26 protein-coding genes are annotated in these 26,114 nt (G+C 62.7%); 10 read left to right on the top strand and 16 right to left on the bottom strand.

Annotation, left to right across the window (positions count from 1 at the left end):
* The first annotated feature begins 101 nt into the window (after positions 1–101).
* Positions 102–998: a peptidoglycan DD-metalloendopeptidase family protein gene (locus GST84_26010; GenBank protein XGB15622.1), complete on the top strand. Its 897-nt coding sequence runs from the start codon at positions 102–104 to the stop codon at positions 996–998.
* A 12-nt stretch (positions 999–1,010) separates the two neighbouring features.
* Here the strand turns inward: GST84_26010 and GST84_26005 are convergent, their stop codons facing one another.
* From GST84_26005 to phoB, 3 genes are all read right to left on the bottom strand, one after another.
* Entirely contained in the window at positions 1,011–2,351 is a 1,341-nt protein-coding gene (locus tag GST84_26005) for a DUF21 domain-containing protein (protein ID XGB15621.1), read from the bottom strand.
* A 173-nt stretch (positions 2,352–2,524) separates the two neighbouring features.
* Positions 2,525–3,832 (bottom strand): phosphate regulon sensor histidine kinase PhoR, encoded by a 1,308-nt coding sequence (phoR, locus tag GST84_26000; protein ID XGB15620.1) that lies wholly within the window; start codon positions 3,830–3,832, stop codon positions 2,525–2,527.
* A gap of 48 nt (positions 3,833–3,880) precedes the next feature.
* Complete coding sequence (phoB, locus tag GST84_25995; protein ID XGB15619.1) at positions 3,881–4,570, bottom strand: phosphate regulon transcriptional regulatory protein PhoB; 690 nt, start codon at positions 4,568–4,570, stop codon at positions 3,881–3,883.
* 173 nt (positions 4,571–4,743) lie between these two features.
* Between phoB and GST84_25990 the strand changes: the two genes are divergently transcribed.
* Complete coding sequence (locus GST84_25990; GenBank protein XGB15618.1) at positions 4,744–5,115, top strand: hypothetical protein; 372 nt, start codon at positions 4,744–4,746, stop codon at positions 5,113–5,115.
* Between the two features lie 33 nt (positions 5,116–5,148).
* Here the strand turns inward: GST84_25990 and GST84_25985 are convergent, their stop codons facing one another.
* Both GST84_25985 and GST84_25980 read right to left on the bottom strand, forming a co-directional pair.
* On the bottom strand, positions 5,149–6,039 hold the full coding sequence (locus GST84_25985; GenBank protein XGB15617.1) for a 4-hydroxybenzoate octaprenyltransferase: 891 nt from the start codon (positions 6,037–6,039) through the stop codon (positions 5,149–5,151).
* Entirely contained in the window at positions 6,039–6,596 is a 558-nt protein-coding gene (locus GST84_25980) for a chorismate lyase (protein XGB15616.1), read from the bottom strand. Before GST84_25980 ends, GST84_25985 begins: the two co-directional genes overlap by 1 nt.
* Before the next feature lie 223 nt (positions 6,597–6,819).
* Between GST84_25980 and GST84_25975 the strand changes: the two genes are divergently transcribed.
* The 4 genes from GST84_25975 (at position 6,820) to GST84_25960 (ending at position 9,158) form a co-directional block, all read left to right on the top strand.
* Positions 6,820–6,987: a rubredoxin gene (locus GST84_25975; GenBank protein XGB15615.1), complete on the top strand. Its 168-nt coding sequence runs from the start codon at positions 6,820–6,822 to the stop codon at positions 6,985–6,987.
* 16 nt (positions 6,988–7,003) lie between these two features.
* On the top strand, positions 7,004–8,152 hold the full coding sequence (locus GST84_25970; GenBank protein ID XGB15614.1) for an FAD-dependent oxidoreductase: 1,149 nt from the start codon (positions 7,004–7,006) through the stop codon (positions 8,150–8,152).
* A 187-nt stretch (positions 8,153–8,339) separates the two neighbouring features.
* Positions 8,340–8,636 (top strand): integration host factor, encoded by a 297-nt coding sequence (locus GST84_25965; GenBank protein ID XGB15613.1) that lies wholly within the window; start codon positions 8,340–8,342, stop codon positions 8,634–8,636.
* A 147-nt stretch (positions 8,637–8,783) separates the two neighbouring features.
* Positions 8,784–9,158, top strand: coding sequence for a helicase (locus GST84_25960; protein ID XGB15612.1), 375 nt, complete (start codon positions 8,784–8,786; stop codon positions 9,156–9,158).
* A gap of 164 nt (positions 9,159–9,322) precedes the next feature.
* Here GST84_25960 and GST84_25955 read toward each other — a convergent pair whose 3' ends face one another.
* From GST84_25955 to exbB, 6 genes are all read right to left on the bottom strand, one after another.
* Entirely contained in the window at positions 9,323–10,726 is a 1,404-nt protein-coding gene (locus tag GST84_25955; protein ID XGB15611.1) for an HDOD domain-containing protein, read from the bottom strand.
* Between the two features lie 78 nt (positions 10,727–10,804).
* Positions 10,805–12,883 carry an ATP-dependent DNA helicase RecG gene (gene recG, locus GST84_25950; protein XGB15610.1) on the bottom strand — a complete coding sequence of 693 codons (2,079 nt, stop codon included), beginning with the start codon at positions 12,881–12,883 and terminating at the stop codon, positions 10,805–10,807.
* Between the two features lie 3 nt (positions 12,884–12,886).
* The gene (locus tag GST84_25945; protein XGB15609.1) at positions 12,887–13,813 is read right to left on the bottom strand and encodes a LysR family transcriptional regulator; all 927 of its coding nucleotides are present in this window, start codon (positions 13,811–13,813) and stop codon (positions 12,887–12,889) included.
* Positions 13,814–13,907: 94 nt separating this feature from the next.
* The gene (locus tag GST84_25940; GenBank protein XGB15608.1) at positions 13,908–14,639 is read right to left on the bottom strand and encodes a TonB family protein; all 732 of its coding nucleotides are present in this window, start codon (positions 14,637–14,639) and stop codon (positions 13,908–13,910) included.
* Positions 14,636–15,064 carry a TonB system transport protein ExbD gene (gene exbD / locus GST84_25935; protein ID XGB15607.1) on the bottom strand — a complete coding sequence of 143 codons (429 nt, stop codon included), beginning with the start codon at positions 15,062–15,064 and terminating at the stop codon, positions 14,636–14,638. Before exbD ends, GST84_25940 begins: the two co-directional genes overlap by 4 nt.
* 3 nt (positions 15,065–15,067) lie before the next feature.
* The gene (exbB, locus tag GST84_25930; GenBank protein XGB15606.1) at positions 15,068–16,042 is read right to left on the bottom strand and encodes a tonB-system energizer ExbB; all 975 of its coding nucleotides are present in this window, start codon (positions 16,040–16,042) and stop codon (positions 15,068–15,070) included.
* Between the two features lie 191 nt (positions 16,043–16,233).
* On the opposite strand from exbB, the gene GST84_25925 reads away from it, so the two are divergent.
* Positions 16,234–17,091: an NAD-dependent epimerase/dehydratase family protein gene (locus GST84_25925; protein ID XGB15605.1), complete on the top strand. Its 858-nt coding sequence runs from the start codon at positions 16,234–16,236 to the stop codon at positions 17,089–17,091.
* 168 nt (positions 17,092–17,259) lie between these two features.
* Here GST84_25925 and GST84_25920 read toward each other — a convergent pair whose 3' ends face one another.
* The 5 genes from GST84_25920 to GST84_25900 all read right to left on the bottom strand — a co-directional run bounded on the left by GST84_25920 (position 17,260) and on the right by GST84_25900 (position 21,997).
* The gene (locus GST84_25920) at positions 17,260–17,991 is read right to left on the bottom strand and encodes a hypothetical protein (GenBank protein XGB15604.1); all 732 of its coding nucleotides are present in this window, start codon (positions 17,989–17,991) and stop codon (positions 17,260–17,262) included.
* Positions 17,992–18,048: 57 nt separating this feature from the next.
* The gene (locus tag GST84_25915) at positions 18,049–18,429 is read right to left on the bottom strand and encodes a RidA family protein (protein XGB15603.1); all 381 of its coding nucleotides are present in this window, start codon (positions 18,427–18,429) and stop codon (positions 18,049–18,051) included.
* 23 nt (positions 18,430–18,452) lie between these two features.
* Positions 18,453–20,561, bottom strand: coding sequence for a bifunctional GTP diphosphokinase/guanosine-3',5'-bis pyrophosphate 3'-pyrophosphohydrolase (gene spoT, locus GST84_25910; protein ID XGB15602.1), 2,109 nt, complete (start codon positions 20,559–20,561; stop codon positions 18,453–18,455).
* Positions 20,562–20,620: 59 nt separating this feature from the next.
* A complete protein-coding gene (gene rpoZ / locus GST84_25905; GenBank protein XGB15601.1) occupies positions 20,621–20,884 on the bottom strand; it encodes a DNA-directed RNA polymerase subunit omega in 264 nt (87 codons plus the stop codon).
* A 240-nt stretch (positions 20,885–21,124) separates the two neighbouring features.
* Complete coding sequence (locus tag GST84_25900; GenBank protein ID XGB15600.1) at positions 21,125–21,997, bottom strand: LysR family transcriptional regulator; 873 nt, start codon at positions 21,995–21,997, stop codon at positions 21,125–21,127.
* Between the two features lie 205 nt (positions 21,998–22,202).
* Here GST84_25900 and GST84_25895 point away from each other — a divergent pair, with 205 nt between their 5' ends.
* The 3 genes from GST84_25895 to GST84_25885 all read left to right on the top strand — a co-directional run bounded on the left by GST84_25895 (position 22,203) and on the right by GST84_25885 (position 26,018).
* Entirely contained in the window at positions 22,203–23,585 is a 1,383-nt protein-coding gene (locus GST84_25895) for a glutamine synthetase (protein XGB15599.1), read from the top strand.
* Between the two features lie 4 nt (positions 23,586–23,589).
* Positions 23,590–24,357: a gamma-glutamyl-gamma-aminobutyrate hydrolase family protein gene (locus GST84_25890; protein ID XGB15598.1), complete on the top strand. Its 768-nt coding sequence runs from the start codon at positions 23,590–23,592 to the stop codon at positions 24,355–24,357.
* 119 nt (positions 24,358–24,476) lie between these two features.
* Positions 24,477–26,018 carry an amino acid permease gene (locus GST84_25885; GenBank protein ID XGB15597.1) on the top strand — a complete coding sequence of 514 codons (1,542 nt, stop codon included), beginning with the start codon at positions 24,477–24,479 and terminating at the stop codon, positions 26,016–26,018.
* The last annotated feature ends 96 nt before the right edge of the window (positions 26,019–26,114 follow it).

Here is a 26,114-nt window from a genome sequence, read left to right as displayed (position 1 = left end):
CCTGCCAAAAGCCTGCCTCGCCCCATCCGACCAACTGCAATACAGACCGTAAAACCCGCTGCTAGGCTTCGACAGATCATAACTGTCAAAAAGCCACTATCATGCCCGCCCGCCTGCTGCTGTTCTGTGCATTACTCATGGCCTCAGCGTCGAGCCAGGGCGTGACGCTCTACAAGATCACCGACGATTCCGGTGTCATCTCCTATTCTGACCGGCCTGGCCCCGGCGCCAAGCCCTTGGTGCTGCGCGAGCCCATGGTCGAAACGCTCGAAGGCCAAGTGCGGCTGAATGCGAAAACCTTCGACGGTGGTGTGAGCTTTTCCGCACGTAACGAGCTGCACGTGCCGGTAGAGGTAGAGTTGCGGCTGGACAACCTGGTCAACGCACAAGGCGGCGATGCCCCGCGTATTGTGCGTCGGCTGCTGCCGCCGCGCAGCACGCAGATGCTCAGTGTGCTCAGGGGGCGGCCCGGGCTGCTGCTGAACTACCGTTCGACCCTGCTGCAGGCCATGGGTGACCCGGGTAAGCGGCCCCAGGGCTTCCGCTATGCGTTCCCGTGGATTGGCGGGCCGTTCCGCGTCACTCAGGGCCCCAATGGCCGCGTCAGTCATTTTGGACCCAAAGGGCGCTACGCCATGGATGTCGCCATGCCCGAAGGCACCACCATCATCGCCGCGCGGGAAGGGGTGGTGGTGAAGACGGAGAACAGCCAGAGCGGGCGCGGCCCAAACCCCTCGGGCAACTTTGTCAGGATTTTGCACCCGGATGGCACCATGGGCGTATACCTTCACCTGATGCGCGGTTCGGTGGTGGTGGCGGAGGGGCAAAGGGTACGGCAGGGCCAGATGCTGGCCAAGTCGGGCAATACCGGCAACAGCACTGGGCCGCACCTGCATTTTGTGGTGCAGCGCAATGTGGGGTTGGCGCTGGAATCGATACCTTACCGCTTCGCCAGGCCGATCAGCGGGATGCCGGATTTCACTGCCGGCAACCCCTGACCGATTGGACCATCAATCCAGCTTCAGCACCTTGGCCAGTACGATCTTGGGCCCTTTCATCTTCTTGATGATGATGCGCAGCCCTTCGACCTCCAGCACTTCCTCTTCTTCAGGGACGCGCTTGAGCGTCTCGTAGATCAGCCCGGCCAGAGTTTCCGCCTCGATGTGGTCAAGGTCGATACCCAGCAGGCGCTCGACCTTGAACAGCGGGGTGTCCCCGCGCACCAGCAGCTTGCCCGGCTGGTAGGCGAGAATGCCTCGCTCGGTCTTGCGGTGCTCGTCCTGGATGTCGCCCACCAGCACTTCCAGCACGTCTTCCATGGTCAGGTAGCCGATCACCTTGCCATCGGCCTCTTCTACCAGTACGAAGTGCGCCCCGCCCTTACGGAACTGCTCCAGCAACTGGGCCAAGGGCATGTGCCGCGACACGCGTTCGAGTGGCCGGGCAAGGTCCTCCAGGTCGATGGTCTCTGGCAAGTGCTCCAGCTCAGCCAGCTCCAGCAGCAGGTCCTTGATGTGCAGCAGGCCGGTGAATTCTTCGCGCTCGGCGTCGTATACCGGGTAGCGGCTGAACTTGTGGCGGCGCACCAGAGCCAGGATCTGCTTCAGAGGCGCATGGGCGTCGATGCTGATCATGTCCTCACGCGAGTTGGCCCAGTCGACCACTTCCAGCTCGCCCATTTCCACGGCCGAGGCCAGCACGCGCATGCCTTGGTCGCTTGGGTCCTGACCGCGGCTGGAGTGCAGGATCAGCTTGAGCTCTTCGCGGCTGTAGTGGTGTTCGTGGTGCGGGCCAGGCTCGCCCTGGCCGGCAATGCGCAGAATGGTGTTGGCACTGGCATTGAGCAGGTAGATGGCCGGGTACATTGCCCAGTAGAACAGGTAGAGCGGTACCGCAGTCCACAGCGACAGCAGCTCTGGCTTGCGGATGGCCCAGGACTTGGGTGCCAGCTCGCCGACCACGATGTGCAGGTACGAGATGACGAAGAAGGCGACGAAGAACGAGATCCCCTTGACCAGCTCGGCGCTGTCCACGCCGAAATAGGCCAGCAATGGCTCCAGCAGGTGGGCGAAGGCGGGCTCACCCACCCAGCCCAGGCCCAGCGAGGCAAGGGTGATACCCAACTGGCAGGCTGACAGGTAGGCGTCGAGCTGGTTGTGAACCTTGCGCAGGATGTTGCCGCGCCAGCCGTGCTTTTCGGCGATGGCCTCCACGCGTGTGGCGCGCAGCTTGACCATGGCGAACTCCGCAGCAACGAAGAAGCCGTTGAGCAGCACCAGCAGGAAGGCAAAGATGATCATGCCGAAATCGGCGAATAACGAGGTGAGGCTGATACCAGAGGAAGGGTCCATGATGGAGTTTTTACGGGGTCCGTCTTTGAGATAGAGAGAAAAAAAGTGCCAGCTTTTGCTGGCACGGGGAATCCAATGTAGCGGCTGGGGCCGCAAAAGCAAAGGGCAGCGGATTTATTGCGGTCCCTGCGGGAGCGGGCGGGCCCGCGAAGGGCTGCGCATCAGCGCCAATCTCAAGCCTTTTCGTTGGCCAATTGTGCTGGCGCAAAGTGACAGGTAAAGGTGCTGCCATGCCCCGGTACACTGCTGATTTCCAGCTTGCCGCGGTGGCGCATCAGCACATGCTTGACGATTGCGAGCCCCAACCCGGTCCCGCCGGTATTCGATGCACGGCTGGAGTCTACCCGGTAGAAACGCTCGGTCAGGCGTGGCAAGTGCTTGGCATCGATGCCCACCCCCGAGTCCTGCACCGACAGATGAGCGCCCTGGGCATCGACCCACCAGCGGATGCGGATGTTGCCTTCGTCCTGGGTGTACTTGACTGCATTGAACACCAGATTGGAAAAGGCACTGCGCAATTCCGACTCGCTGCCCTTCAGCTTGACGCCGGGCGCAGCTTCCAGGCTGATGTGCTGGTTGCGCGGCCCGGACAGGGCCTGGGCGTCGTTCTTGATGGCGGCGAGCAGGGCATCGACTGCCACCGGCTGGTTGTCCGATGGGTAATCGGTGGCTTCCAGTTTGGCCAGTAGCAACAAATCGTTGAGCAGGGTTTGCATGCGCGAGCCTTGCTGGCTCATCTGCTGCAGGGCGCGGCTCCACCGCGGGTTCACGTCTTCGACGTTGTCCAGCAGGGTTTCCAGGTAGCCGGTGATTACCGTCAGTGGTGTGCGCAGCTCGTGGGACACGTTGGCGACGAAGTCCTTGCGCATCTGTTCCAGCTGGTGGATGCGGGTGACATCGCGCACCAGCATCAGGTGTTCATTGTTGCCGTAGCGGGTGATGTGCAACTGCACGCGCATGCGGTCATTGATCGGCGAAGGGATTTCCAGCGGTTCGAGGTAGTTTTCCGCCTCGAAGTACTCTTTGAAGAGCGGGTGGCGCACCAGATTGGTCACCTGCTGGCCACCGTCCTGTGGTGTCTTGAAGCCCAGCAGGGTTTCGGCGGCGCGGTTCCACCATTCCAGGTTGCCGTCGCTGTCGAGCATGATTACCGCGTCACGCAGCGCGGCGGTGGACTCCTGCACCCGGTCGATCACTGCCTGCAGGCGGCCCCGCACGCGCTGGTCGCGGCGTTGCAGGTGGTAGATGCTATCGAATACCTCGCCCCACAGGCCGTAGCCATCGGGCGGTGCTTCGTCGGGTTGGTGATTGCGCAGCCAGTCGTGCAAGCGCAGCAGTTGCTTGAGGGTCCAGCCCAGATAGAGCGCCAGGCCAATGGCCAGGCTCCAGCCGTAGTAGCCGCTTACCAGCCCGCCGATCAGGCAGACGGTAATCAGCAACAGCAGATGGCGAATCAGGGTTGCGTGCCAGTTCTGGTTCAATTGACGGTCCTTGTACAACGACGTGCAGCTTGGCGCTCGGGAACTCGATCAGCTCTTGGTCGAGAAGCGGTAGCCAGTGCCCCGGACGGTTTGTACCAGATTCTCGTAAGCTTCACCCAGTGCCTTGCGCAAGCGACGGATGTGCACGTCGACGGTACGTTCCTCGACATAGACGTTGCCGCCCCACACCTGGTCCAGCAGTTGGCCTCGGGTATAGGCGCGTTCCTGGTGGGTCATGAAAAACTGCAGCAGGCGGTATTCGGTAGGGCCCATCTCGGCCGGCTTGCCGTCGATGGTCACGCGGTGGCTGATCGGATCGAGCAGCAGGCCACCGACCTCGATCGGCGCTTCGCTGTCGCTCGGGCCAGTGCGGCGCAGCACGGCTTTCAGTCGCGCGACCAGTTCACGCGGCGAGAACGGTTTGGTGATGTAGTCGTCGGCGCCCACTTCCAGGCCCTGGATCTTGTTGTCCTCTTCACCCTTGGCGGTGAGCATGATGATCGGGATATCACCGGTCAACTCGTCGCGCTTCAGGCGGCGGGCCAGCTCGATGCCGGAGGTGCCCGGCAGCATCCAGTCGAGCAGGATCAGGTCCGGTTTGCGGTCGACGATGATCGCATGGGCCTGTTGCGAGTTTTCCGCTTCCAGGCAGTCATAGCCGGCCATTTCCAGGGCAACGGCGATCATCTCGCGAATGGGCGCTTCGTCGTCGACGATCAGAATGTTCCTGCCTACCATGCTCAAAACCTCTCCTGGATTCGGTGTCTTGGCCCGCATTAGATAACGGAATTATTGCAGCTGTGTGACAGGGTGTTGGCCGTTCTGGCGACATTCCGTGACTGAACTAGGCTACAGAGGGCCGCTTTAATGGCAACTCGAACTCATTTCCCCCCGAAACAATGGTGAATCCAATGACACGACATACGCTGAGCTGGATGGCCCTTTTCACTGCGCTGGCGCTCCCGGGGGTGGCGTTGGCCCACCATGCCATGGAGAAGGACGGCATGTGGGTCGATCATGCCGGCATGACCCTGTACACCTTTGACAAGGATGCGGGCGGCAAGTCGATGTGCAATGGCGAGTGCGCCAAGAACTGGCCACCTTTGATGGTCAAGAAAGAAGACGAAGCACCTAAGGATAAATGGACCCATGTAACGCGTGACGACGGTTCGATGCAGTGGGCTTACGACGGCAAGCCACTGTATACCTTCATCAAGGACAAGAAGGCCGGTGACATGACCGGTGACGGCATGAAAGACGTCTGGCACGTTGCCAAGCCTTGAGCTAGCCGGGGCTGCACTGCAGCCCCAAACTACTCAGCGCAGCGCGTAATCCAGCACTACCCCGATAAACACCAGCAACCCAGCCCAGTGGTTGTGCAGAAATGCCTTGAAGCACGATTCCCGGTCCAGCTTGCGCGTTGACCAGTATTCCCAGGCAAAGCACGCCGCCGCACCCAGCAACCCAAGGTGGAACCAGCCACCCAGGTCGAAGCGGCTACCGGCCAGCAACAGGCAGCCCAGCGATAGCAGCTGCAGGGTCAGGATGATGCTGCGATCGGCGTCGCCGAACAGGATCGCGGTCGATTTCACGCCAATTTTCAGGTCGTCATCGCGGTCGACCATGGCGTAATAGGTGTCATAACCCACCGTCCACAGCAGGTTGGCGATATACAGCAGCCAGGCGCCGGCCGGCAATTCACCGCCAGCGGCTGTGAAAGCCATGGGAATGCCCCACGAATACGCCGCCCCCAGCACCACCTGCGGGTAGTAGGTGTAGCGCTTCATGAACGGGTAGCAGAACGCCAAGGCCACCGCCCCGAACGACAGCCAGACGGTGCGGCTGTTGGTGCACAGCACCAGCAGGAAACTCACCCCGACCAGAATCGCGAACAGTGTCAGCGCCTCGCGTAGCCGCACCCGGCCACTGGCCAGGGGGCGGTCGGCGGTCCGCTTGACATGGCCGTCAACCTTGCGGTCGGCAAAGTCGTTGATGCAGCAGCCGGCCGCGCGCATCAGCACCACACCAAGGCCGAAAATGAGCACATTGGCCAGGGTTGGTGACCCGTTGCCGGCAATCCACACTGCCGACAGGGTCGGCCACAACAGCAGGTAGATGCCTATCGGTCGGTCCATGCGGCTGAGCTGGACGAAGTCCCAGGCCCGTGGGTGCAGGCGGTTGAGCGACTTGAGCAGTTGCAGGTACATCAGCGGTTTTCCTCCTTGGCCGCTTGCCACAATGCCGGCAGGAACACTTCTGCCACCAGTAGGTCCAGGCCGTTGCGCTCGAAGCGCGAGCGGCGGCCCCAAAGCGCCGCATGTGCTGCTTCGGACGGCAGCCAGGCCTGTGGGTAACTGCACACTTCAAGTGGATGACGGATGAACGCCTGGTCGCAGAACAGCAACTCGCCCAGCGAGCGGCTGCCCAAGCTTTCCAGGTCCAGACCACCACGTTCCAGGGCGCTGCGGCTGGCCACGCTGCGGGCGAATACCCAAGGTTGGCCATGGCCGCGCAGGTACACTTCGCGCACCCAGCCTTCGGAACCGGCAGCGATGCCCAGCGCTTGGCATTCGTCATCGCGCAGCGGCTGCCAGCCCTCGAACAGCGGGGTGACGGAAAAGTGATCAATGGACAGACGGGTCAGGCGGCGGGTCAGCGAGCCCTCGTCGAACAGCCAGTCTAGGGTGGGCTGGTCGATGTCGGTCGCCAGTTGTGAATACGGCAGCCACGCGACAGCGGCTGCTTGCGGGGATTCGTACGACACGTCGGTATGCTTTGTTACTGCCAGAGAGGCGGCGAGCTTAGCATGATTGCCCCAACTGCTTGCATACTGCCGGCAGGGCCGCTACAAAGCCCCCACGCATTGCGTGCTGGCCCCGTTCGCGGGCAAGACCGCCAGGCCCTTCGCGGTCGCTGCAGCAGCGGGCTTGCCCGCGAAGTGGCCATCAGCAGCACAAGCCCCAGCCTGAACCGAGGAAATAGACCTGATGAAAAAGTGGCAATGTATTGTCTGTGGCCTGATCTACGACGAAGCCGAGGGCTGGCCCGACGACGGCATCGCCCCCGGCACCCGTTGGGAGGATGTGCCTGAAGACTGGCTGTGCCCCGACTGTGGCGTCGGCAAAAGCGACTTTGAAATGATCTCCATCGGTTAATCGAGGAAAGCACGACATGACGTCCCCTGTGGTAATCATCGGTACCGGCCTTGCGGGCTACAACCTGGCCCGTGAATTTCGCAAGCTCGATGCGCAGACGCCGCTGTTGCTGATCACCGCCGACGATGGTCGTTCCTACTCCAAGCCGATGCTTTCCATGGGCTTTGCCAAGCAGAAGGACGCCGACGGCCTGTGCATGGCTGAGCCGGGCGCTATGGCCGAGCAACTTAATGCCGAGATCCGCACCCATACCCGCATCAGCGGCATCGACCCGGGGCACAAGCGGCTGTGGATCGGCGAAGAGGCCGTGGAGTACCGCGACCTGGTGCTGGCCTGGGGGGCGCAGACCGTGCAGGTGCCGATCGAGGGTGATGGCGGCCATCTGGTGTTCCCGATCAACGACCTGGAAGACTACGCGCGCTTCCGTGCGGCCGCCGCTGGCAAGCAGCGTGTGCTGATCCTCGGTGCCGGTCTGATCGGCTGCGAATTTGCAAACGACATGAGCCTGGGCGGCTTCGAGGTCGACGTTGTGGCTCCGTGCGAACAGGTCATGCCGACCCTGCTGCACCCGGCCGCTGCGGCGGCAGTGCAGGGTGGGCTGGAGAGCCTGGGTGTGCGCTTCCACTTGGGGCCGGTGCTGACCCGCCTGCAGCAGGTGACCCAAGGCCTGGAGGCACACCTGTCGGATGGCCGCGTGATCGTCTGCGACTTGGTGGTTTCGGCCATCGGCCTTCGCCCACGTACCGACCTGGCTGCCGCGGCCGGCCTGCAGACCAATCGTGGCGTAAGCGTAGACCGCGAGCTACGTACCTCACACGCCAACATCTTCGCCCTTGGCGACTGTGCCGAAGTCGATGGCATCAACCTGCTGTATGTGATGCCGCTGATGAGCTGTGCCCGGGCGCTGGCGCAAACCCTGGCGGGCAAGCCGACGGCCGTTTCCTACGGGCCGATGCCGATCACCGTGAAAACCCCGGCCTGTCCGCTGGTTGTCTCGCCGGCGCCACAGGGCTGCGAAGGCATCTGGCAGGTAGAGGGGCAGGGCAGTGACCTCAAGGTGCTCTGCCTAGATGCCGACGGCAAGCTGCTGGGCTACGCCCTCACCGGAGCGGCGGTGATGGAGAAGCTGGCGCTGAATCGTCAGTTGCCAGCGGTTATGGCGTAAATAGCGCGCGTTCTGTCGGATTTATCCTGTTGTTGCCTGCACAATGGCCGCCCAGATACTGGCGCGGCCCCTGAGCTCGTGCCATTCTCACTCCCGTCTGCCGCAGATTAGAGCCTGCGGTGCCTTGAGCGCTGCTCCCAGAGGCAGCACGGCATAACAACAAGAATTCCGTCAAAGAGGCTTCACTATGCGCAAACCAGAACTCGCCGCCGTCATCGCCGACAAGGCTGACCTGACCAAGGAAAAGGCCAATCAGGTTTTGAACGCGATTCTCGACAGCATCACCGGTGCCCTGGACAAGGACACCGTGACCCTGGTCGGTTTCGGCACCTTCGAAAAACGTCATCGCGGTGCGCGTACCGGCAAGAACCCGCAGACTGGGGAGCCGGTCAAGATCAAAGCCAGCAACACCGTGGCCTTCAAGCCAGGCAAGAACCTGCGCGATGAAGTTAACGAAGCCAAACCTGCCAAGAAGGGCAAGTAATCGCTCCTTGGCAACCCAGTTTCAGCCAAGCGGGCGCCCCGGGGCGCCCGTTGTGCTTTCTGCAGGCAAGATGCTTCTAACTTGCATAAATAGTTCTGGAAAAGGATAGACTGCGCGCCTTAGTCACTTTTCGTTCGAGGCGCGTTGATGAAGTTCCGCTTTCTTCTCTGGGCCATGGGGCTGTTGATGGCCAGGGCCAGCCGTAATAACCCCGCTTTCCAGCAGCAGCTCAAAGGCAAGAACCTGGTATTCCAGATGCAAACCCTGGACGGCAAGGTCGCCCGGCACTTCATCGTCGAGAACGAGCGCATCAGCAGCAAGGGCGGCGCGCACCCCCAGCCGGCGTTCGCCATTGCCTTCAAGGACGCTGCCTACGGCTTCGCCACCATGCAGGCGGGTAACAAGCAGCTGGCCTTCATGCAAGGGATTCAGGACAAGCACATCCAGATCAAGGGCAACCCGGCGTTGGTGATGTGGTTTCAGGGGTTGATGAAATACCTGAAACCGAAGAAGAAAGGTTGAAACCCGACGGGGATGCTGTGGGAGCGGGCGTGCCCGCGAAACAAGCGACGCGGTGCATGGCACCGGCTTCGCCGGTGTTCGCGGGCAAGCCCGCTCCCACAGGGATTGCGCCAGCTTTTAGAAGTTGAGCAAGACAGTTGCTCCCACAGGGTATGCGTTAATGCTTAATGCGGTGCGTGGAACTGCGAAGCCAGCTCACGCAACAGGTTCTCGGCTTCGAGCACCTTGTTCACCACATCCTCAGCCTTGTCCCGGGTAATGCTCAGGCGTTCCAGCAGCTCGTCAGGAATCTCTTCCTGCGGCCCTGAGCCTATGCCTCGCGAGCGCAGCAGACGGGTGGCCAGGCACACCAGGTTGGGGAATGCGAAATATTCGCCTTCGTAGGCCGGGTCGTGCTGAAAGCGCAAGGCAGTCGACAGCTCTTCCGGCATGTCCCACAGCTTCATCAGCCAGGTACCGATCTGTTCGCGGCTGATGCCCAGCAGGTGTTGTTCCACGTAGGTGTGGTTCAGATGCGGGTTGACCTCAAGGTGGCGGCAAATCAGCGAGAAGTGCGGTGGGAACACATGCGCCAGCAGCAGATAGCCGAAGTTGTGCAGTAGCCCGGCCAGGTAGGTCAGCCCGGCCTCGGGGCGTTCTGCGCGAGGCATGGCGCGGGTCAGGCCTTCGATGATCGCGGCGGTGTAGATCGACTGTTGCCAGTAGGGCGTGGCCTGCTGTGGGTGGTCTTTTGGCAGGCTCAAGGTCTTGCCCAGCGCCAGGCCCAGGGCCAGGTTGATCACCAGGTCGAAACCCAGCACACGCACGATGGCGTCTTCCACCGAGCGAATCTTGCCCGGCGAACCATAGTAGGGCGATGCGGCCCAGCTCACCACCTGTGCCGCCAGCGCCGGGTCGGTTTCGACCACGCCGGTGATATCGTCGATGCTGGCGTTGGGATCTACCCGCAGCTTGATGATCTTCTGCGCGGTGTCGGCGAGCGGCGGAATTTCGATGGTTTCTTCCAGGCGCTTCTGAATGCGTCGGGCGGTGAAGGCCTGGACGGCATTGGTGATTTCTCGGGTGTCGTCATCGGGGCGGTCGAGGTTGGGGCTGATCGCTTCGACTTGCTGGCCGAAGCTGCTGGCGCTGGCCTTGGCCAGCATGCGCTTGAAGTGCGCGCGTTCGATTTCCAGCAACAGGCCGGCTTCGCCGGACTGGATAAAGACAGTTTCGGCGTCGAGCAGGGCCTTTTCGTACTGACATGGCGAACTGGTCAGCGCCGGGATGCCCGGCAGCGCCTTGAGGTGGTGCTTGTCGAGCATCTGCTTCAGTCGCGGTACCGACACGGCGGTCAGCTTGCGCCCGGTCAGCTCGGCCAGGCGGTTGAGGTCCAGCAGGTGGCTCTGCGGGAACAGCACCATGAGGGCGCCGACCTCGTCGTCGAGAAGGACAGCCTGCACCCGCGAAGCCGCAGGCAGGTGCGGGTGTTCGACCACCTGGCGGTAGGGCACGCCAAGTTTGTCGAGCAGCAGCCTGATGACGGAGGGGGCGTGTGGGGTTGCGGTGTCCAGGGCAACTTCAGTCATGGTCCGTATCCACTGATTCTTTTAAACGCGAAGTATAACCAGCCTGCGAGCAAATCTGGATCCATTCTGGGACTGGCGTCACACTTGGCCATATTGTTGGCCATGGCGCAGCCAGCGGTCCAGCAGCGGGCTGACGTGTTCCGGCCAGCGTGATACCAGGGCCTGAGCCGCATCGCGCACGGCCGGCAGCAGGTCCGCGTCGCGCATCAGGTCGGCGACCTTGAACTGCAGCAGACCGGTCTGGCGGGTGCCGAGCATCTCGCCCGGGCCACGCAGTTCAAGGTCTTTTTCGGCAATGATGAAGCCGTCGTTGGTTTCGCGCATGATCCCCAAGCGCTCGCGGCCAACCTGCGACAGCGGCGGGTGGTACAGCAGCACGCAATGGCTCACGGCGCTGCCCCGACCAACCCGGCCACGTAGCTGGTGCAGCTGCGCAAGGCCCAGGCGCTCGGGGTTCTCGATGATCATCAGGCTGGCGTTGGGCACGTCCACGCCCACCTCGATGACCGTGGTGGCGACCAGAAGCTGCAGGTTGCCAGCCTTGAACTCGGCCATGATCTCGGCTTTTTCCGCCGGCTTCATGCGCCCGTGGATCAACCCTACCCTCAGCTCGCCAAGCGCGCTGCCAAGCTCCTCGTAAGTGCTTTCGGCGGCCTGGCAGGTGAGTTCTTCGGACTCTTCGATCAGCGTGCATACCCAGTAGGCCTGGCGCCCCTCGGCGCAGGCGGCGCGTACCCGCTCGACCACTTCGAAGCGGCGGCTGTCGGCCACCAGCACGGTGTTCACCGGCGTGCGCCCTGGCGGCAATTCGTCGAGCACCGAAGTGTCCAGGTCGGCGTAGGCGCTCATGGCCAGGGTGCGCGGAATAGGCGTGGCGGTCATGATCAGCTGGTGCGGGCACAACTCGCCGGCCACGCCCTTCTTGCGCAGGGCCAGGCGTTGCTGCACGCCAAACCGGTGCTGTTCGTCGATGATCGCAAGGGCCAGGTGCTTGAACCTCACTTCCTCCTGGAACAGCGCGTGGGTGCCGACCACCATGGGTGCACCGTTGGCGATCTGCTCCAGGGAAGCGGCCCGGGCCTTGCCCTTGAGTTTGCCGGCTAGCCAGGCGACTTCGATGCCCAGCGGTTCCAGCCAGCGCCTGAAGGTAATGTAGTGCTGCTCGGCGAGGATCTCGGTGGGTGCCATCAATGCCACCTGATAGCCAGCCTCCAGCGCCTGCAACGCGGCCAGTGCAGCGACCACGGTCTTGCCGGCACCCACGTCGCCCTGCACCAGGCGCATCATCGGTTCGTGCTGGCTAAGGTCGTAGGCAATTTCGTTGGCTACCCGCTGCTGCGCGCCGGTCGGCTGGAAACCAAGGTTGGCCAGGTACTGCGCCTGAAGGTGCGTGGCCTTGGGCAGTACCGGCGCACGCAGGCTGCGCAGGCTTTCGCGCAGGCGTTGCTGCGACAGCTGGTGGGTCAGCAACTCTTCGAAGGCCAGGCGGTGCTGGGCCCAGTGCTGGCCTTCGGCGAGCTCGTCGAGGTCGGCGTCGGCCGGCGGGTTGTGCAGGTAGCGTATGGCTTCGTCCAAGGGTGCCAGCTGGTAGTCCCGGGCAAGTTCGTCAGGCAGCCAGTCGGGCAGGCTGCGCGGGCCAAGCAGGGCAAGGCTCTGCTGGCACAACAGGCGCAGGCGTTGCTGGGTAAGACCTTCGGTGGACGGATAGATCGGCGTCAGTGTCTGTTCCACCGGTGGCGGCGGCGCGCTGCCGTTCAGCGCGCGGTACTCCGGGTGGTAGATTTCCAGGCCGGAAGCGCCGGGGCGGGCTTCCCCATAGCAGCGCAGGTGGGTGCCCCGCTTCAGGCCCTCCTTCTGCGCGTTGCTGAAGTGGTAGAAGCGCAATGTCAGTACACCGCTGCCGTCGCCCAGGCGCACCACCAGGCTGCGGCGCTTACCCATGGTCACATCGGTACCACTGACCACACCCTCGATAACCGCATCCTGGCCCGGACGCAGCTGGCCGATTGGCACCACGCGCGTGCGGTCCTGGTAGCGCAGGGGCAGGTGGAACAACACGTCCTGCAGGTTTTCCAGGCCGACCTTGGCGAGTTTCTCCGCCATTGCCTCGCCCACACCTTTCAGTACTGTGACCGGGACCTTCGACAGCTCACTCATGACTCAGGCCGGTTGTTCCGCAGGGTTTTTGGCGACCGAGCACAGGCGGATCGAATCGGCGAGGATCTCGATGGCCTTTGGCCGCGGGAAACTGGCGCGCCAGGCGATGGCTACCGTGCGGAATGGTGCCGGTGCCGTCAGCGGGCGCACTTCGATGACGCCGGGGGCGTAGTGATGGCTGTGCACGGCCGACAGCGGCAGGATCGATACGCCAAGGCCCGAAGCCACCATGTGACGGATGGTTTCCAGCGAGCTGGACTCGACCGTGGTGTGCCTTGAGCCTTCACCCCCCTTGTTCAGGGTAGGGCAGGCTTCCAGTACCTGGTCGCGGAAGCAGTGGCCCTCACCGAGCAGCAACAGGCTCTTGTCGTTGAGCATGGCAGTGTCGATGGTCTTCTTCGCCGTCCATGGGTGGTCGGCAGGCATCAGGGCGCAGAACGGTTCGTCGTAGAGCGGTAGCGTCAGCACGTCGGCTTCGTTGAACGGCAGGGCGATGATCACCGCGTCCAGTTCGCCGTTGCGCAGCTTTTCGCGCAGTACGTGGGTGAAATTTTCTTCGATGTACAGCGGCATTTGCGGCGCCACGCGGTGCAGCTGCGGGATCAGGTGCGGGAACAGATAGGGGCCGACGGTGTAGATGGCGCCGACCTTGAGCGGGGCGGTCAGCTGATTCTTGCCGGCCTGGGCCAGTTCACGAATGCCTTGGGCCTGCTCCAGTACCTTCTGCGCTTGGGCGACGATGCTTTCGCCGACCGGGGTCAGACGTACTGCGCTTTTGCTGCGCTCGAAGATCAGAACGCCAAGCTCGTCCTCGAGCTTCTTCACACCGACCGACAGGGTTGGTTGGCTCACGTGACAGCGCTCGGCGGCATGGCCGAAGTGCTGTTCCTGGGCGAGTGTGACGATGTAGCGTAATTCGGTGAGGGTCATAACGTGCGTCCATGAAGTTGCGGGCCCAGCATAGCGGCTGCAATCGATAGACGCACGTTATCAGACTTGCCGAATTGTGACAGAAGCAAAAGTCTCAGCGGCGGTCCAGTGAGTAGACGAACGGTGCCACGACTTCAATCGTGCCATTGTTCAGCAACTCGGGTGGCGGCTTGGGTACCTTGCCGGCCCGACGGATCATTTCCAGGGTCGCCCGATCGAGTGAGGCACTGCCTGAACCACCGGCCATGGAGTACGACACGACCTTGCCTTCGGCGTCGACCACGAAGCGCAGGCGGTTCATGCCTTGCAGGCCGCGACGGCGCGCGTCTTCCGGGTAGCGCTTGTACTTGGCCAGGTGGCGCAGCAGGTCGCTCTGCCAGGTTGGCAGTGCTTTGCTGTTGGACGCAATGCTCGGAGCCGGTGCCGCGGACTTCTGCGGTGGCGTGTTGCTGGGCGGTGCGTCCACCGTTTGCTCGGTGGGTGGCGCTTCCTTCGGCGGCTCAGGCTTTTTCTCGGGCTTGGGCGGCTGGGGCTTGGCCTTCGGCTTGGGCGGCTTGGGGATGGCGATCTTGGGCTTGGGCGCTTCTGCCAGCTTCGGCAACGGTGGTTCCTCGACTGGGGCCGGTGGCTGCGGAGCTGCCTTTGGGGGTGGTGGTGGCGCAGGCTCCGGCAACGGTGCCAGTTCGACCATCATCGCTGCCGGGGGCAGCTCGATGGCCTGGGGCACCGACCAGTTGAGCGTCAGCAGCACGGCGACCACGTGCACGCCCAGCACGATCGCCAGGCTGCCACCGTAGCGCGCCATGTTAGAGCGCGTTTTCATCATTTCTTGGCTGCCGTCTCGAGACCTACAAGACCGACTTTCAGGTAGCCGGCCGCGCGCATGTTGTTCATCACTTCCATCAGGTCGCCGTAATCCACGCCTTTGTCAGCCTGGAAGAAGATGGTGGTTTCCTTGTCACCCTTGGTCTTGGCGTCGAGCATCGGGCCAAGCTGGTCGGGTGCAGCCACCTGGTCGTCTCCGACATACAGCTTCTGGTCGGCCTTGACGCTGACGAACACCGGTTTCTCTGGCCTTGGTGCCGGTTTGGCGGTTGAGGCCGGCAGGTCGACTTTGATGTCGACCGTGGCCAAGGGAGCGGCGACCATGAAGATGATCAGCAGCACCAGCATCACGTCGATGAACGGCGTAACGTTGATTTCGTGGTTTTCGGCGAGGTCGTCGCCACCTTCGTTGAGATGCAGGCCCATGGCTTACCCCACTTTCACCATGTGCGGGGCGGCGCGCTCGCTGCCCTGGTGGTCCAGATCACGGCTGACCAACAGCAGTACCTGGGCGGAGGCATCGGACACCTGCGCCTTGTAACCGGCAATGGAGCGGGCGAAGACGTTGTAGATGACCACGGCCGGGATTGCCGCGACCAGGCCCAGAGCAGTGGCCAGCAGCGCTTCGGCGATACCTGGGGCAACGACGGCCAGGTTGGTGGTCTGGGTCTTGGCGATGCCGATGAAGCTGTTCATGATGCCCCATACGGTACCGAACAGGCCGACGAACGGCGCGGTGGAACCGATGGTTGCGAGGACGCCGGTGCCGCTGCTCATGGTGCGGCCGCTGGCATGTACCAGGCGCTCCAGACGGAAGCTGACGCGCTCCTTGATGCCTTCTTTTTCGCGAGCGTTAGCCGAAAGGCGCATCTCTTCGAGGGCATCGTGGACCAGGGTATGGGCCAGGGTGCCTTCCTTGTTGGAGACTTCGCTGGCTTCTTTCAGGGTGGTGGACTTCTTCAGCTGGGCGATTTCACCACGCAGGCGGCGCTTGGCGCCCATCAGCTCGAAGCCTTTGGTAATCCAGATGGTCCAGGTGATGATGGAGGCGATGGCCAGGCCGATCATGACGATCTTCACCACGATGTCGGCGTTCTTGTACATGCCCCATGGGGACAGGTCATGGGCCATGCCCAGCGAGGTGTCTTCGACCAGGGCTTGAACGCTCGGGTCTGCTGCGGCCGGTGTATCTGCCGGGGTGGTGGCAGTGGCACCAGGCGCAGGCGCATCGACCGGGGCAGCAGCGGGTGTGGCCGGGGCAGTTGCAGCAGCAGGCGTGGCGGCGTTGGTGGTTGGCTCATCGGCCATGGCCACCGGGGCCAGCACCAGGCTGAGTGTCAGCGCGGCGATGGCGCGCCAGGCGCGCGACGGGGTTGGCGAAGCGGAAGGTTGAGTACGTGTCATGCTGGCCGGACCTGATGAAGAAAAAAGTGAGCGTTCTCCAAGGCCTCGATGCAGGCCGAGAACAATTTGGCGGCCATTATTGCAAGTAATTCTTGTTAACAAAAGTAATATTGTAGCTTTTTTCGCCTATGGTCTAGCCGCCCATCGTGTAGCGTGGCCAGGCTGATCAATTGGTCTAGGGGAGTTTAGAGATGTCAGACCTTTCCGTGATGGTGGTGGGTTGTGGTGATGTGGGTGGGCGTCTGGCCAGGCAGATGTTGGCTAAAGGGTGGAAGGTGAGCGGCCTGCGCCGTTCTGTCGATCAGCTGCCCGCTGGGGTTCAGCCGGTTGCCGCAGACTTGGCCGAACCGTCGATGCCGCTGGCCTGGCCACAGGGCGCGCTGGATTACCTGGTGTACTGCGTGGCGGCCAGCCAGCACGATGAGGCGGGTTACCAAGCAGCCTATGTTGATGGCTTGCGCCATGTATTGGCCTGGTTGGCCGAGCGTGGTCAGCGCCCGCGTCGCCTGTTGTTCGTCTCCAGCAGCAGCGTGTATGCGCAGAAGGATGGCGAGTGGGTAGAGGAGGGCGCTGCCACCGAGCCTGAGGGCTATTCCGGGCGAGTGATGCTGGAGGCTGAGCGGTTGGCACTGGCCAGCGGCATCCCGGCGAGCGTGGTCCGCCTGACCGGTATCTATGGCCCAGGGCGCGAATGGTTGCTGAGCCAGGTGCGTCAGGGTTACCGCGTAGCCGAGGAGCCGCCGCTGTATGGCAACCGCATTCATGCCGAAGATGCCGCCAGCCTGCTGGCGTTTCTGCTGCAGGCCGATGCTGATGGCAAGGTGCTGGACGACTGCTACATTGGCGTTGATGACGACCCCGCGCCGCTGGCCGATGTGGTGGCCTGGCTACGGGCGTATATGGGGGTTACCGAATGGTCCGATGAGCAGCGGGTGCGGCGTACTGGCAGCAAGCGCTGTAGCAATGCCCGGGCGCGGGCGCTGGGCTGGGCGCCTGTATATCCGAGCTACAGGGAAGGCTACGCCGCGATTCTGGCAGGAAAAGCCTAGCTGGCAGGTGGCGCGTTCCCTTGTGGGAGTAACTGTCTTGCTCAATTTCTAAAAGCTGGCGCGACCCTGTGGGAGCGGGCTTGCCCGCGAACACGGGCGAAGCCCGTGCCATCCACCGCGGTGTCTTCTTCGCGGGTAAACCCGCTCCTACAGGGACCGCGCATCATCTCAGCTGCGCTCCAGCGCCCACTGACGCTTGCCCGGTGCCAGTTCCGGCATTTCATCCGGCTGCGCACGGTTCACTGCCTGGAAAATCTCCAGCTTGTCGCCATCGCGCTTGATGATGAACGGTGCACCGCGCTGGTTGCGCTCCAGCCACAGGCTGTCATTGCTGCCACCCATGGTCGCACAATCACCCGCCAGGCACAGGGCGAAGCGGTCCGGCCCGGGTAGGCCGGTGACGTTGCCGGTGTCGCTGAAGCGCACGCTGGCACCTTTGCCCTGGCCTTCGACGATCTTCCAGTTACCACCCAGGTAGGCCTGGTACAGCGCCTTCTCGAAGCTGCTGCCCAGTGGTGCATTGGCTGTCGCCGGCACCTTGGCGCGCACGAAGGTTTGCTTGGCGCCACTTTGGTCGACGGCCAGCAGCTCGTCGCCATCGAGCGAAAGCTGCTCGGTCTGGCCGCCATGGAAACGGGCCTGCCATTGCTTGTCATTGGCGCTCAGCTGGCCGTCAGCGGCCTCGAAACCATTGCTATAGCTGGCTTGCTGATTGGCCACATCGAGCTTCCACTCGAACACTGGGCCATGCTCATTCAGGGCCTGGCGCAGGCTGCCGGCTTTGACCGCCGCAGTGATGGCTTCCTGGTTGATCCAGATGCCGTTGAAGTCTTCGGGTTTGTGGCTGGTGCAGCCGCCCAGTAGCAGGGCTGCCAGCGCGAAGGGCAGTGCTTGACGCATGACGGGGTAACCTTGCGGAGTAAGAAGGGTGACGGGCAGGGGCCCGTCACCAGGGCATCATTCGATGACCAGGATGGCGTCCATTTCGACCTGAGAGCCTTTTGGCAGCGCGGCAACGCCGATGGCGGCGCGGGCTGGGTAGGGCTGTTCGAAGTAGCGGCCCATCACCTCGTTGACCTTGGCGAAGTGGCTCAGGTCGGTGAGGAAGATGTTCAGTTTCACGATGTCCTTGAACGAACCGCCAGCGGCTTCAGCCACGGCCTTGAGGTTCTCGAACACCTGCACGGTCTGGGCCTCGAAGCCTTCGACCAGTTCCATGGTCTTCGGGTCCAGAGGGATCTGGCCCGACATGTACACGGTGTTGCCGGCCTTGATCGCCTGCGAGTAGGTGCCGATGGCGGCAGGGGCCTTGTCGCTGTTGATGACGGTTTTGCTCATGATGACTCCTTGCGGTTGGCGGACTACGTACGCATGCGGGTGATGCGGACCACACCGGTCAGGGTACGCAGCTTCTTGATCACACGCGCCAGGTGCACGCGGTCGTGCACGCTGACCACCAGTTGGACCACGCTGATACGGCCGTCGCGTTCGTCCATGCTGATCTTTTCGATGTTGCCGTCGGCGGCGTTGACGCTGCTGGCCAGCAGGGCGATCAGCCCGCGCTGGTGTTCCAGTTCGACACGCAGTTCGACATTGAACTCGCCAGTGATGTCCTTGGCCCAGGAGAGCTGCACACACTTTTCGGGGTTGTGGCGGATTTCACTGATGTTGCGGCAGTTCTCCAGGTGCACGACCATGCCCTTGCCGGCCGACAGGTGGCCGACAATCGGGTCACCCGGGATCGGCGTGCAGCACTTGGCGTAACTCAGCACCAGGCCTTCGGTACCGCGGATCGCCAGCGGGCCTTCTGGCGCCGGCAGCTGTTCGCCTTCGGCCGACAGCAGGCGGCGCGCGACCACGTAGGCCATGCGGTTGCCCAGGCCGATGTCTTCGAGCAGGTCTTCTATCAGCTCCAGGCGGTACTCGGCGAGAATGGACTGGATGCGTTCCTGGGGGATTTTCTCCAGGCTGCTGTCGAAGCCGGTGAGTACCTTGTTCAGCAGGCGCTCGCCCAGGCTGATGGACTCCGAGCGGCGCTGTTGCTTGAGCGCGTGGCGGATATTCGTGCGTGCCTTGCCGGAGACCACAAAGTTGAGCCAGGCCGGGTTTGGCCGAGCGCCCGGGGCGCTGACGATTTCCACGGTCGAGCCGCTTTGTAGCGGTTCGGACAGCGGCGCCAGGCGGCGGTTGATGCGGCACGCGATGCAACTGTTGCCAACGTCGGTGTGCACCGCGTAGGCGAAATCGACGGCCGTGGAGCCTTTTGGCAACTCCATGATCCGGCCTTTGGGCGTGAACACGTAGACCTCGTCCGGGAACAGGTCGATCTTCACGCTCTCGATGAACTCCAGGGAGTTGCCGGCACGTTGCTGCAGTTCGAGGATACCCTTGACCCACTGGCGGGCACGCGCGTGGCTGCCCTTGGGCTGCTCGTCGTCGTTGGACTTGTACAGCCAGTGGGCGGCAATACCGTTGTTGGCCATCTCTTCCATTTCGCGGGTGCGGATCTGGATTTCGATGGGCACGCCGTGCATGCCGAACAGGGTAGTGTGCAGCGACTGGTAGCCGTTGGCCTTGGGGATCGCGATGTAATCCTTGAAGCGCCCGGGCAGCGGCTTGTAGAGGTTGTGCACGGCGCCGAGCACGCGGTAGCAGGTGTCCACCTTGTCGACGATGATGCGGAAGGCATACACGTCCATGATCTCGTTGAAGGCACGGCGCTTGCCGCGCATCTTCTTGTAGATGCCATAGAGGTGTTTCTGCCGACCGCTGACCTCGCCCTCGATGCCGTCGGCGGCCAGGCAGTTGGCCAGCGAGTGTTCGATCTTGGCGACGATTTCTTTGCGATTGCCGCGTGCGCTCTTCACTGCACGGTGAATCAGCGACGAGCGCATCGGGTGCATGGCCTTGAAGCCAAGGTCTTCGAACTCCACGCGCACATTGTGCATCCCCAGGCGGTTGGCGATGGGGGCGTAGATCTCGAGGGTTTCCTTGGCGATGCGACGGCGTTTTTCGCCAGACAGCACTTCCAGGGTGCGCATGTTGTGCAGACGGTCGGCCAGCTTGACCAGGATCACGCGAATGTCGCGGGCCATGGCCATGGCCATCTTCTGGAAGTTTTCCGCCTGCGCCTCGGCCTTGGTCTCGAAGTTCATCTGGGTCAGCTTGCTGACCCCATCGACCAGTTCGGCCACGGTCTCGCCAAACTGCTGGCTGAGGGCTTCCTTGGCGATGCCGGTGTCTTCGATCACATCGTGCAGCATGGCCGCCATCAGGCTCTGATGGTCCATGTGCATGTCGGCGAGGATGCTGGCCACGGCCAGCGGGTGGGTCACGTAGGGCTCGCCGCTGCGGCGGCGTTGCCCATCGTGGGCCTGTTCGGCGTAGAAATAGGCACGCCGGACCAGGTTGACCTGTTCGGGGCCAAGATAGGTCGAAAGCCGTTCGGCCAAGGCTTCTATACCCGGCATGGGTTCACCTCCTGCCGAGGAAGAGGGCCTTGCGCCGTACGACGTCGACCTGGCATCAATCAGACAGCCTCGTTGTTCTCGTCCTCGAACGCGGCGAACACCGGATCCTCGGTGACGATCTCTTCAGCAGCGATGAACTCGTTGGTGACGATGCCTTCAGCAATTTCACGCAGGGCAACAACGGTTGGCTTGTCGTTTTCCCACGCAACGCGTGGCTCTTTGCCGCCGGTCGCCAGCTGGCGAGCGCGCTTGGTCGAGAGCATGACCAGCTCAAAGCGGTTATCCACGTGTTCCAGGCAGTCTTCAACAGTTACGCGGGCCATGGTCTTCCTCAGTAGCAATTGCGGTGGGCGTGCAGCCCATTAGTGGGCAGGCGGACTCGATAGTATAAAAATTCACCAGCCAATAGGGAAGCGCTGTTTTGCCGGGCGGTACCTGCAAACCCTGCGATGCCTTCTTCGCGGGTGAACCCGCTCCTACAGGGACCGCGTAGCTTGTAGCGGCGGGTTTACCCGCGAAAGAGCCGGAACAGACACCCTCAGTGCATGAGCTTGACGATAACCTCAGAGCATCGCGTCACGCAACCGCGGGGTCAGCTCTTCGAACAGGGTCTGCACCGAGCGCAACGCCCGGCAATCCGGCCGGGTCAGCAGCCACAACTGGGTGTCGCAGCCGGCCAGGGGGCCGCTCAGTGCATCCACCCCGGGCAGCGCATGCACCATGTAATCCGGCAGAGCTGCCACGCCCAGGCCGGCCGTGACCAGTTGGGCGATGGTCGACATGCTGCTGCACTGGTAGCGCGGGCTCAGGCCCGGGTATTGTTGGTTGCGCCAGACCACCGTAGGGTGGTCCTGCATCGAGTCGTCAGGTGCGATCCACGGCACGCTGGCAGGCGACTCGCTCAGGCGCTCGCGCCACTGTGGGTGGCCGCAGACTACATAGGAGGTGGAGCCCAGGTTGCGGCCCACCAGGTGCTCCGGTGGCGTGTTGGTCAGGCGCAGGGCAATATCGGCGTCGCGCCGGCTAAGGTTGGCGAAGGTGTTGGAGGTGCCCATCTCCAGCGACAAGGCCGGGTAGTTGGGCATGAACTCGGCCAGCGCCGGCAGCAACAGGCTGTGCATCACCGCCTCGGTGCAGGTCAGGCGCACCGTGCCGCTGACCACTTGCTCGCCACTGGTCATGGCAATGCGCGCCGCTTCGAGCGCCTGCTCGGCACGTTCGGCCTGTTCGGCCAAGGCCTGGGCGGTGTCAGTCGGCAGATAGCCCTTTCGGCTCTTGACGAACAAGGCGGTGCCCAGCGCCGACTCCAATCGGCGGATCGAGCGGAACACGGTCGAAACGTCGACTTTGAGCAGTTCGGCGGCTTTGGCCAGCGAGCGGCCACGTTCCAGTGCCAGGACCAGAGAGAGGTCGGCGTGGGTAATCTGATATTGCATTGATGCACGCTCTGCTTGCCAAATTGCCAATGTCTGTTGCGTCTGGGCCATTTTATAGTGAAACGGCCCCCCGGAATCAATGCGCCCGGTCGGGTAACCAGTCCCCACGATGGGAAAGTGAAAACAACAACAGCTGCAACCATCGTCGCCCGTGAGGCGCCAGCCGTATCCCCACATCGCCGCAGCACATCAAAGGATGTACACCATGACGTCGGTAACCCCGTGCGCCAGTTCTTCCAGCGAGATGAATGACTTCCTCCAGGCCCATCCGGACACGCAGTACGTAGACCTGCTGATCTCCGACATGAATGGCGTGGTACGTGGCAAGCGCATCGAGCGGGCCAGCCTGCACAAGGTGTACGAGAAGGGCATCAACCTGCCCGCATCGCTGTTCGCCCTTGATATCAACGGTTCCACTGTCGAAAGCACCGGCCTTGGCCTGGACATCGGCGACGCCGACCGTATCTGTTTCCCGATCCCCGGCACCTTGTCGGACGAGCCGTGGCAGAAGCGCCCCACCGCCCAGCTGCTGATGACCATGCACGAACTGGATGGCCAGCCGTTCTTCGCCGACCCGCGTGAAGTGTTGCGCCAGGTGGTGAGCAAGTTCGACGACCTGGGCCTGGATATTTGCGCCGCGTTCGAACTGGAGTTCTACCTGATCGACCAGGACAACCTCAACGGCCGCCCGCAGCCGCCGCGCTCGCCGATCTCCGGCAAGCGCCCGCATTCAACCCAGGTGTACCTGATCGACGACCTCGACGAGTACGCCGACTGCTTGCAGGACATGCTCGAAGCGGCCAAGGAACAGGGCCTGCCCGCCGACGCCATCGTCAAGGAAAGCGCACCGGCGCAGTTCGAGGTCAACTTGCACCACGTGGCTGATCCGCTGAAGGCCTGCGACTATGCGATCCTGCTCAAGCGCCTGATCAAGAACATCGCCTACGACCATGAAATGGACACCACCTTCATGGCCAAGCCCTACCCGGGCCAGGCAGGCAACGGCCTGCATGTGCACATTTCATTGCTGGACAAGAAAACCGGCAAGAACATCTTCGCCAGTGACGATCCTCTGCAAAGCGATACGCTGCGCCACGCCATCGGTGGCGTGCTGGAAACCATGCCGGCGTCGATGGCCTTCCTTTGCCCCAACATCAACTCCTATCGCCGCTTCGGCGCGCAGTTCTACGTGCCCAATGCGCCGAGCTGGGGCCTGGACAACCGCACCGTGGCCGTACGCGTGCCCACCGACAGCAGCGACAATGTGCGCCTTGAACACCGTGTAGCAGGCGCCGATGCCAACCCGTACCTGATGCTCGCAGCGATTCTTGCCGGGGTTCACCACGGCCTGACCAACAAGGTCGAGCCTGAGGCGCCGATCGAAGGCAACTCCTACGAACAGCTGGAGCAAAGCCTGCCGAACAACCTGCGCGATGCCCTTCGCGCGCTGGATGACAGCGAAGTCCTCAACCAATACATCAGCCCGGACTACATCGATATCTTCGTGGCCTGCAAGGAAAGCGAACTGGCCGAGTTCGAAGTGTCGATTTCCGACCTCGAGTACAACTGGTACCTGCACACGGTGTAAGCCCATGAGCGCAAATGCGGTCCCCTTGATCGGTGTCAGCGCCTGCCGCCAGCAGGTAGGGAAGAACTCATCGCACACGGTCGGCGACAAATATGTCGAGGCGGCCGGCTTTGCCGGCTTGCCGCTGATCTTGCCGGCCCGTGATGGCGGCAGCGACACCCAAGCGCTGTTGGCTCGCCTGCATGGCATTGTTTTTACCGGCTCGCCTTCAAATATCGAGCCGCATCATTACAATGGCGCCCCCAGTGTGGCGGGTACCCGGCATGATCTGGCGCGTGATCGCCTGACCCTGCCGCTGTTGCAGGCAGCCATTGCCGCCGGTGTGCCCGTATTCTGCATCTGCCGTGGCTACCAGGAACTGAACGTAGCTCTTGGCGGCAGCCTGCACCAGCGTGTGCAGGAACTGCCTGGCTACCTTGACCACCGCGAACCTGAGGACGCCCCCCTGGCGGTGCAATACAGCCCTCGTCACTCGGTCAGTATCGAGCCTGGCGGGTTGTTCGAGCGCCTGGGCCTGGCGGCGCAGTTCGAGGTCAATTCGCTGCACAGTCAGGGCATCGACCGTCTGGCCCCTGGCCTGCGCGTTGAGGCGCGGGCCCCGGATGGCCTGATCGAGGCGGTGTCCATGCCGGCGGCGCCGGGCTTTGTGCTCGGCGTGCAGTGGCACCCGGAATGGCGCTTCAACGAAAACCCGGTCTCGCTGCGTCTGTTTCAGGCGTTTCGCGAGGCCTGCATTGCCTACGCAGTACGGGAGGGCTCACGGCAGGAATGATTCTGACGTCAGCCGAAGGTCTCGGATGACTCGTCCCCGATAGCAAGCTTTCAATGAGTGAAAGCGAGCCTTGTACTCAAGGCTTGTGAAAACAATTCCAAAATCTACGGCAAATACTCATGAGCAATTACACAGAAGCCGGTCGCCCACCCGATGTGGCGGCCGACGCGGGCAGCACTCAGCGCAGCAAAGGCCTGGCCAAGGGCCGCTTGGGCCTGCTGGCCAGCGTGGTGCTGGGCATTTCCACCATCGCCCCGGTCTATACCCTGACCGGCGCCCTTGGCCCTACCGTGCGAGAGGTGGGTGCCCACCTGCCTGCCGTGTTCATCGTGGGCTTCCTGCCGATGCTGCTGGTGGCGCTGGGCTATCGCGAGCTGAACTCGGCGGAGCCTGACAGCGGTACTTCGTTTACCTGGTCGGCGCGTGCATTCGGCCCCATGATCGGCTGGATCGGCGGCTGGGGACTGGTGGTTGCCACCACGATCGTGCTGTCGAACCTGGCAGGGGTGGCGGTGGACTTCTTCTACCTGTTCCTTGGGCAGATCACCGGCAAGCACGAACTGGCGGCGTTGGCCGACAACCTGTTGATCAACATCATTACCTGTTGCGTGTTCATTGGCTTGGCAGTGTGGATCTGCTGTCGGGGTATCGCCACTACAATGACTGTGCAGTACGGCTTGGTGGCCCTGCAGTTGCTGGTGTTGGTCGGCTTTGCTTTCGCCGCGTTCGGCGGCACCACCGCGCCGCCACCGCTGGCGTTCGATTTCGCCTGGTTCAACCCCTTCGGTGTCGAGTCGTTTTCGGCCTTTGCCGCTGGCCTGTCATTGTCGATCTTCATCTTCTGGGGCTGGGACACTTGCCTGACCGTCAGTGAAGAATCGGTGGGCAGCGAAGAGGTGCCGGGCAAGGCCGCTACCTGGACCGTGATGTTGATTCTCGGCCTGTACCTGTTCACCGCCATCGCGACCCTGCAGTTCGCCGGTATCAGCGAGACGGGTCTTGGCCTGAACAACCCGCGCATCCAGGAGAACGTTTTTGCCCACCTGGCCGGCCCGGTCATGGGGCCGCTGGCGATTCTGATGTCCATCGCCGTGCTGGCCAGTACGGCGGCGTCGCTGCAGTCCACCTTCGTGGCGCCGGCGCGCACCCTGTTGGCCATGGGTTATTACGGTGCGGTACCGCAGAAGTTCGCCAGCGTATGTCCACGCTCGCAAACGCCACGCTATGCCACCATCTGTGCTGGCGTGGCCGCAGGCCTGTTCTACGTGACCATGCGTACGCTGAGCGAGAACGTACTGGCAGACACCATCACTGCGCTGGGCATGATGATCTGCTTCTATTATTCGCTGACCGCGTTTGCCTGCGTCTGGTATTTCCGCGACAGCCTGTTCGACAGCCTGCGCCACTTCATCATGCGCGGCCTGTGCCCGCTGGTGGGCGGGGTGATCTTGTCGGTGATCTTCGTGCGTACCGCCATCGACAGCGCCTCGCCGGACTTCGGCAGCGGCTCGCATGTGGGTGGGGTGGGGCTGGTGTTCGTGATTGCCGCGATCATCTCGGTGCTTGGTGTCGGGCTGATGATCCTGTCGCGCATGCGTGCGCCGGCGTACTTCCTCGGGGCTACCCTGCGGCAGCAGGCTACCTTGCCTCTGCAGGAATAAATCATTGGGGCCGCTTTGCGGCCCTTCGCGGGCATGCGCGCTCCCACAGGTACGGCACAAGCCTCAAGTCAGTGATTAACCCGTGGGAGCGGGCGT

It is taken from the genome of Pseudomonas putida, assembly GCA_041879295.1.
GTDB lineage: Bacteria > Pseudomonadota > Gammaproteobacteria > Pseudomonadales > Pseudomonadaceae > Aquipseudomonas > Aquipseudomonas putida_Y.
The sequence above is the reverse complement of the archived record's forward strand: the minus strand, read 5'-3'. Positions and strand labels throughout refer to the sequence as shown.

Bases quoted from the DNA above. Each gene is read 5' to 3' on its own strand.
- GST84_26005 (XGB15621.1), bottom strand. From the start codon at position 2,351: ATGGACCCTTCCTCTGGTATCAGCCTCACCTCGTTATTCGCCGATTTC.
- GST84_25895 (XGB15599.1), top strand. From the start codon at position 22,203: ATGACGTCGGTAACCCCGTGCGCCAGTTCTTCCAGCGAGATGAATGAC.
- exbB (XGB15606.1), bottom strand. From the start codon at position 16,042: ATGACACGTACTCAACCTTCCGCTTCGCCAACCCCGTCGCGCGCCTGG.
- rpoZ (XGB15601.1), bottom strand. From the start codon at position 20,884: ATGGCCCGCGTAACTGTTGAAGACTGCCTGGAACACGTGGATAACCGC.
- GST84_25960 (XGB15612.1), top strand. From the start codon at position 8,784: ATGAAGTTCCGCTTTCTTCTCTGGGCCATGGGGCTGTTGATGGCCAGG.
- GST84_25975 (XGB15615.1), top strand. From the start codon at position 6,820: ATGAAAAAGTGGCAATGTATTGTCTGTGGCCTGATCTACGACGAAGCC.
- recG (XGB15610.1), bottom strand. From the start codon at position 12,883: ATGAGTGAGCTGTCGAAGGTCCCGGTCACAGTACTGAAAGGTGTGGGC.
- GST84_25945 (XGB15609.1), bottom strand. From the start codon at position 13,813: ATGACCCTCACCGAATTACGCTACATCGTCACACTCGCCCAGGAACAG.
- GST84_25920 (XGB15604.1), bottom strand. From the start codon at position 17,991: ATGCGTCAAGCACTGCCCTTCGCGCTGGCAGCCCTGCTACTGGGCGGC.
- GST84_25925 (XGB15605.1), top strand. From the start codon at position 16,234: ATGTCAGACCTTTCCGTGATGGTGGTGGGTTGTGGTGATGTGGGTGGG.
- GST84_25970 (XGB15614.1), top strand. From the start codon at position 7,004: ATGACGTCCCCTGTGGTAATCATCGGTACCGGCCTTGCGGGCTACAAC.
- GST84_25915 (XGB15603.1), bottom strand. From the start codon at position 18,429: ATGAGCAAAACCGTCATCAACAGCGACAAGGCCCCTGCCGCCATCGGC.
- GST84_25955 (XGB15611.1), bottom strand. From the start codon at position 10,726: ATGACTGAAGTTGCCCTGGACACCGCAACCCCACACGCCCCCTCCGTC.
- GST84_25990 (XGB15618.1), top strand. From the start codon at position 4,744: ATGACACGACATACGCTGAGCTGGATGGCCCTTTTCACTGCGCTGGCG.
- GST84_25890 (XGB15598.1), top strand. From the start codon at position 23,590: ATGAGCGCAAATGCGGTCCCCTTGATCGGTGTCAGCGCCTGCCGCCAG.
- spoT (XGB15602.1), bottom strand. From the start codon at position 20,561: ATGCCGGGTATAGAAGCCTTGGCCGAACGGCTTTCGACCTATCTTGGC.
- GST84_25885 (XGB15597.1), top strand. From the start codon at position 24,477: ATGAGCAATTACACAGAAGCCGGTCGCCCACCCGATGTGGCGGCCGAC.
- phoB (XGB15619.1), bottom strand. From the start codon at position 4,570: ATGGTAGGCAGGAACATTCTGATCGTCGACGACGAAGCGCCCATTCGC.
- GST84_25940 (XGB15608.1), bottom strand. From the start codon at position 14,639: ATGATGAAAACGCGCTCTAACATGGCGCGCTACGGTGGCAGCCTGGCG.
- GST84_25900 (XGB15600.1), bottom strand. From the start codon at position 21,997: ATGCAATATCAGATTACCCACGCCGACCTCTCTCTGGTCCTGGCACTG.
- GST84_25965 (XGB15613.1), top strand. From the start codon at position 8,340: ATGCGCAAACCAGAACTCGCCGCCGTCATCGCCGACAAGGCTGACCTG.
- exbD (XGB15607.1), bottom strand. From the start codon at position 15,064: ATGGGCCTGCATCTCAACGAAGGTGGCGACGACCTCGCCGAAAACCAC.
- GST84_26010 (XGB15622.1), top strand. From the start codon at position 102: ATGCCCGCCCGCCTGCTGCTGTTCTGTGCATTACTCATGGCCTCAGCG.
- GST84_25985 (XGB15617.1), bottom strand. From the start codon at position 6,039: ATGTACCTGCAACTGCTCAAGTCGCTCAACCGCCTGCACCCACGGGCC.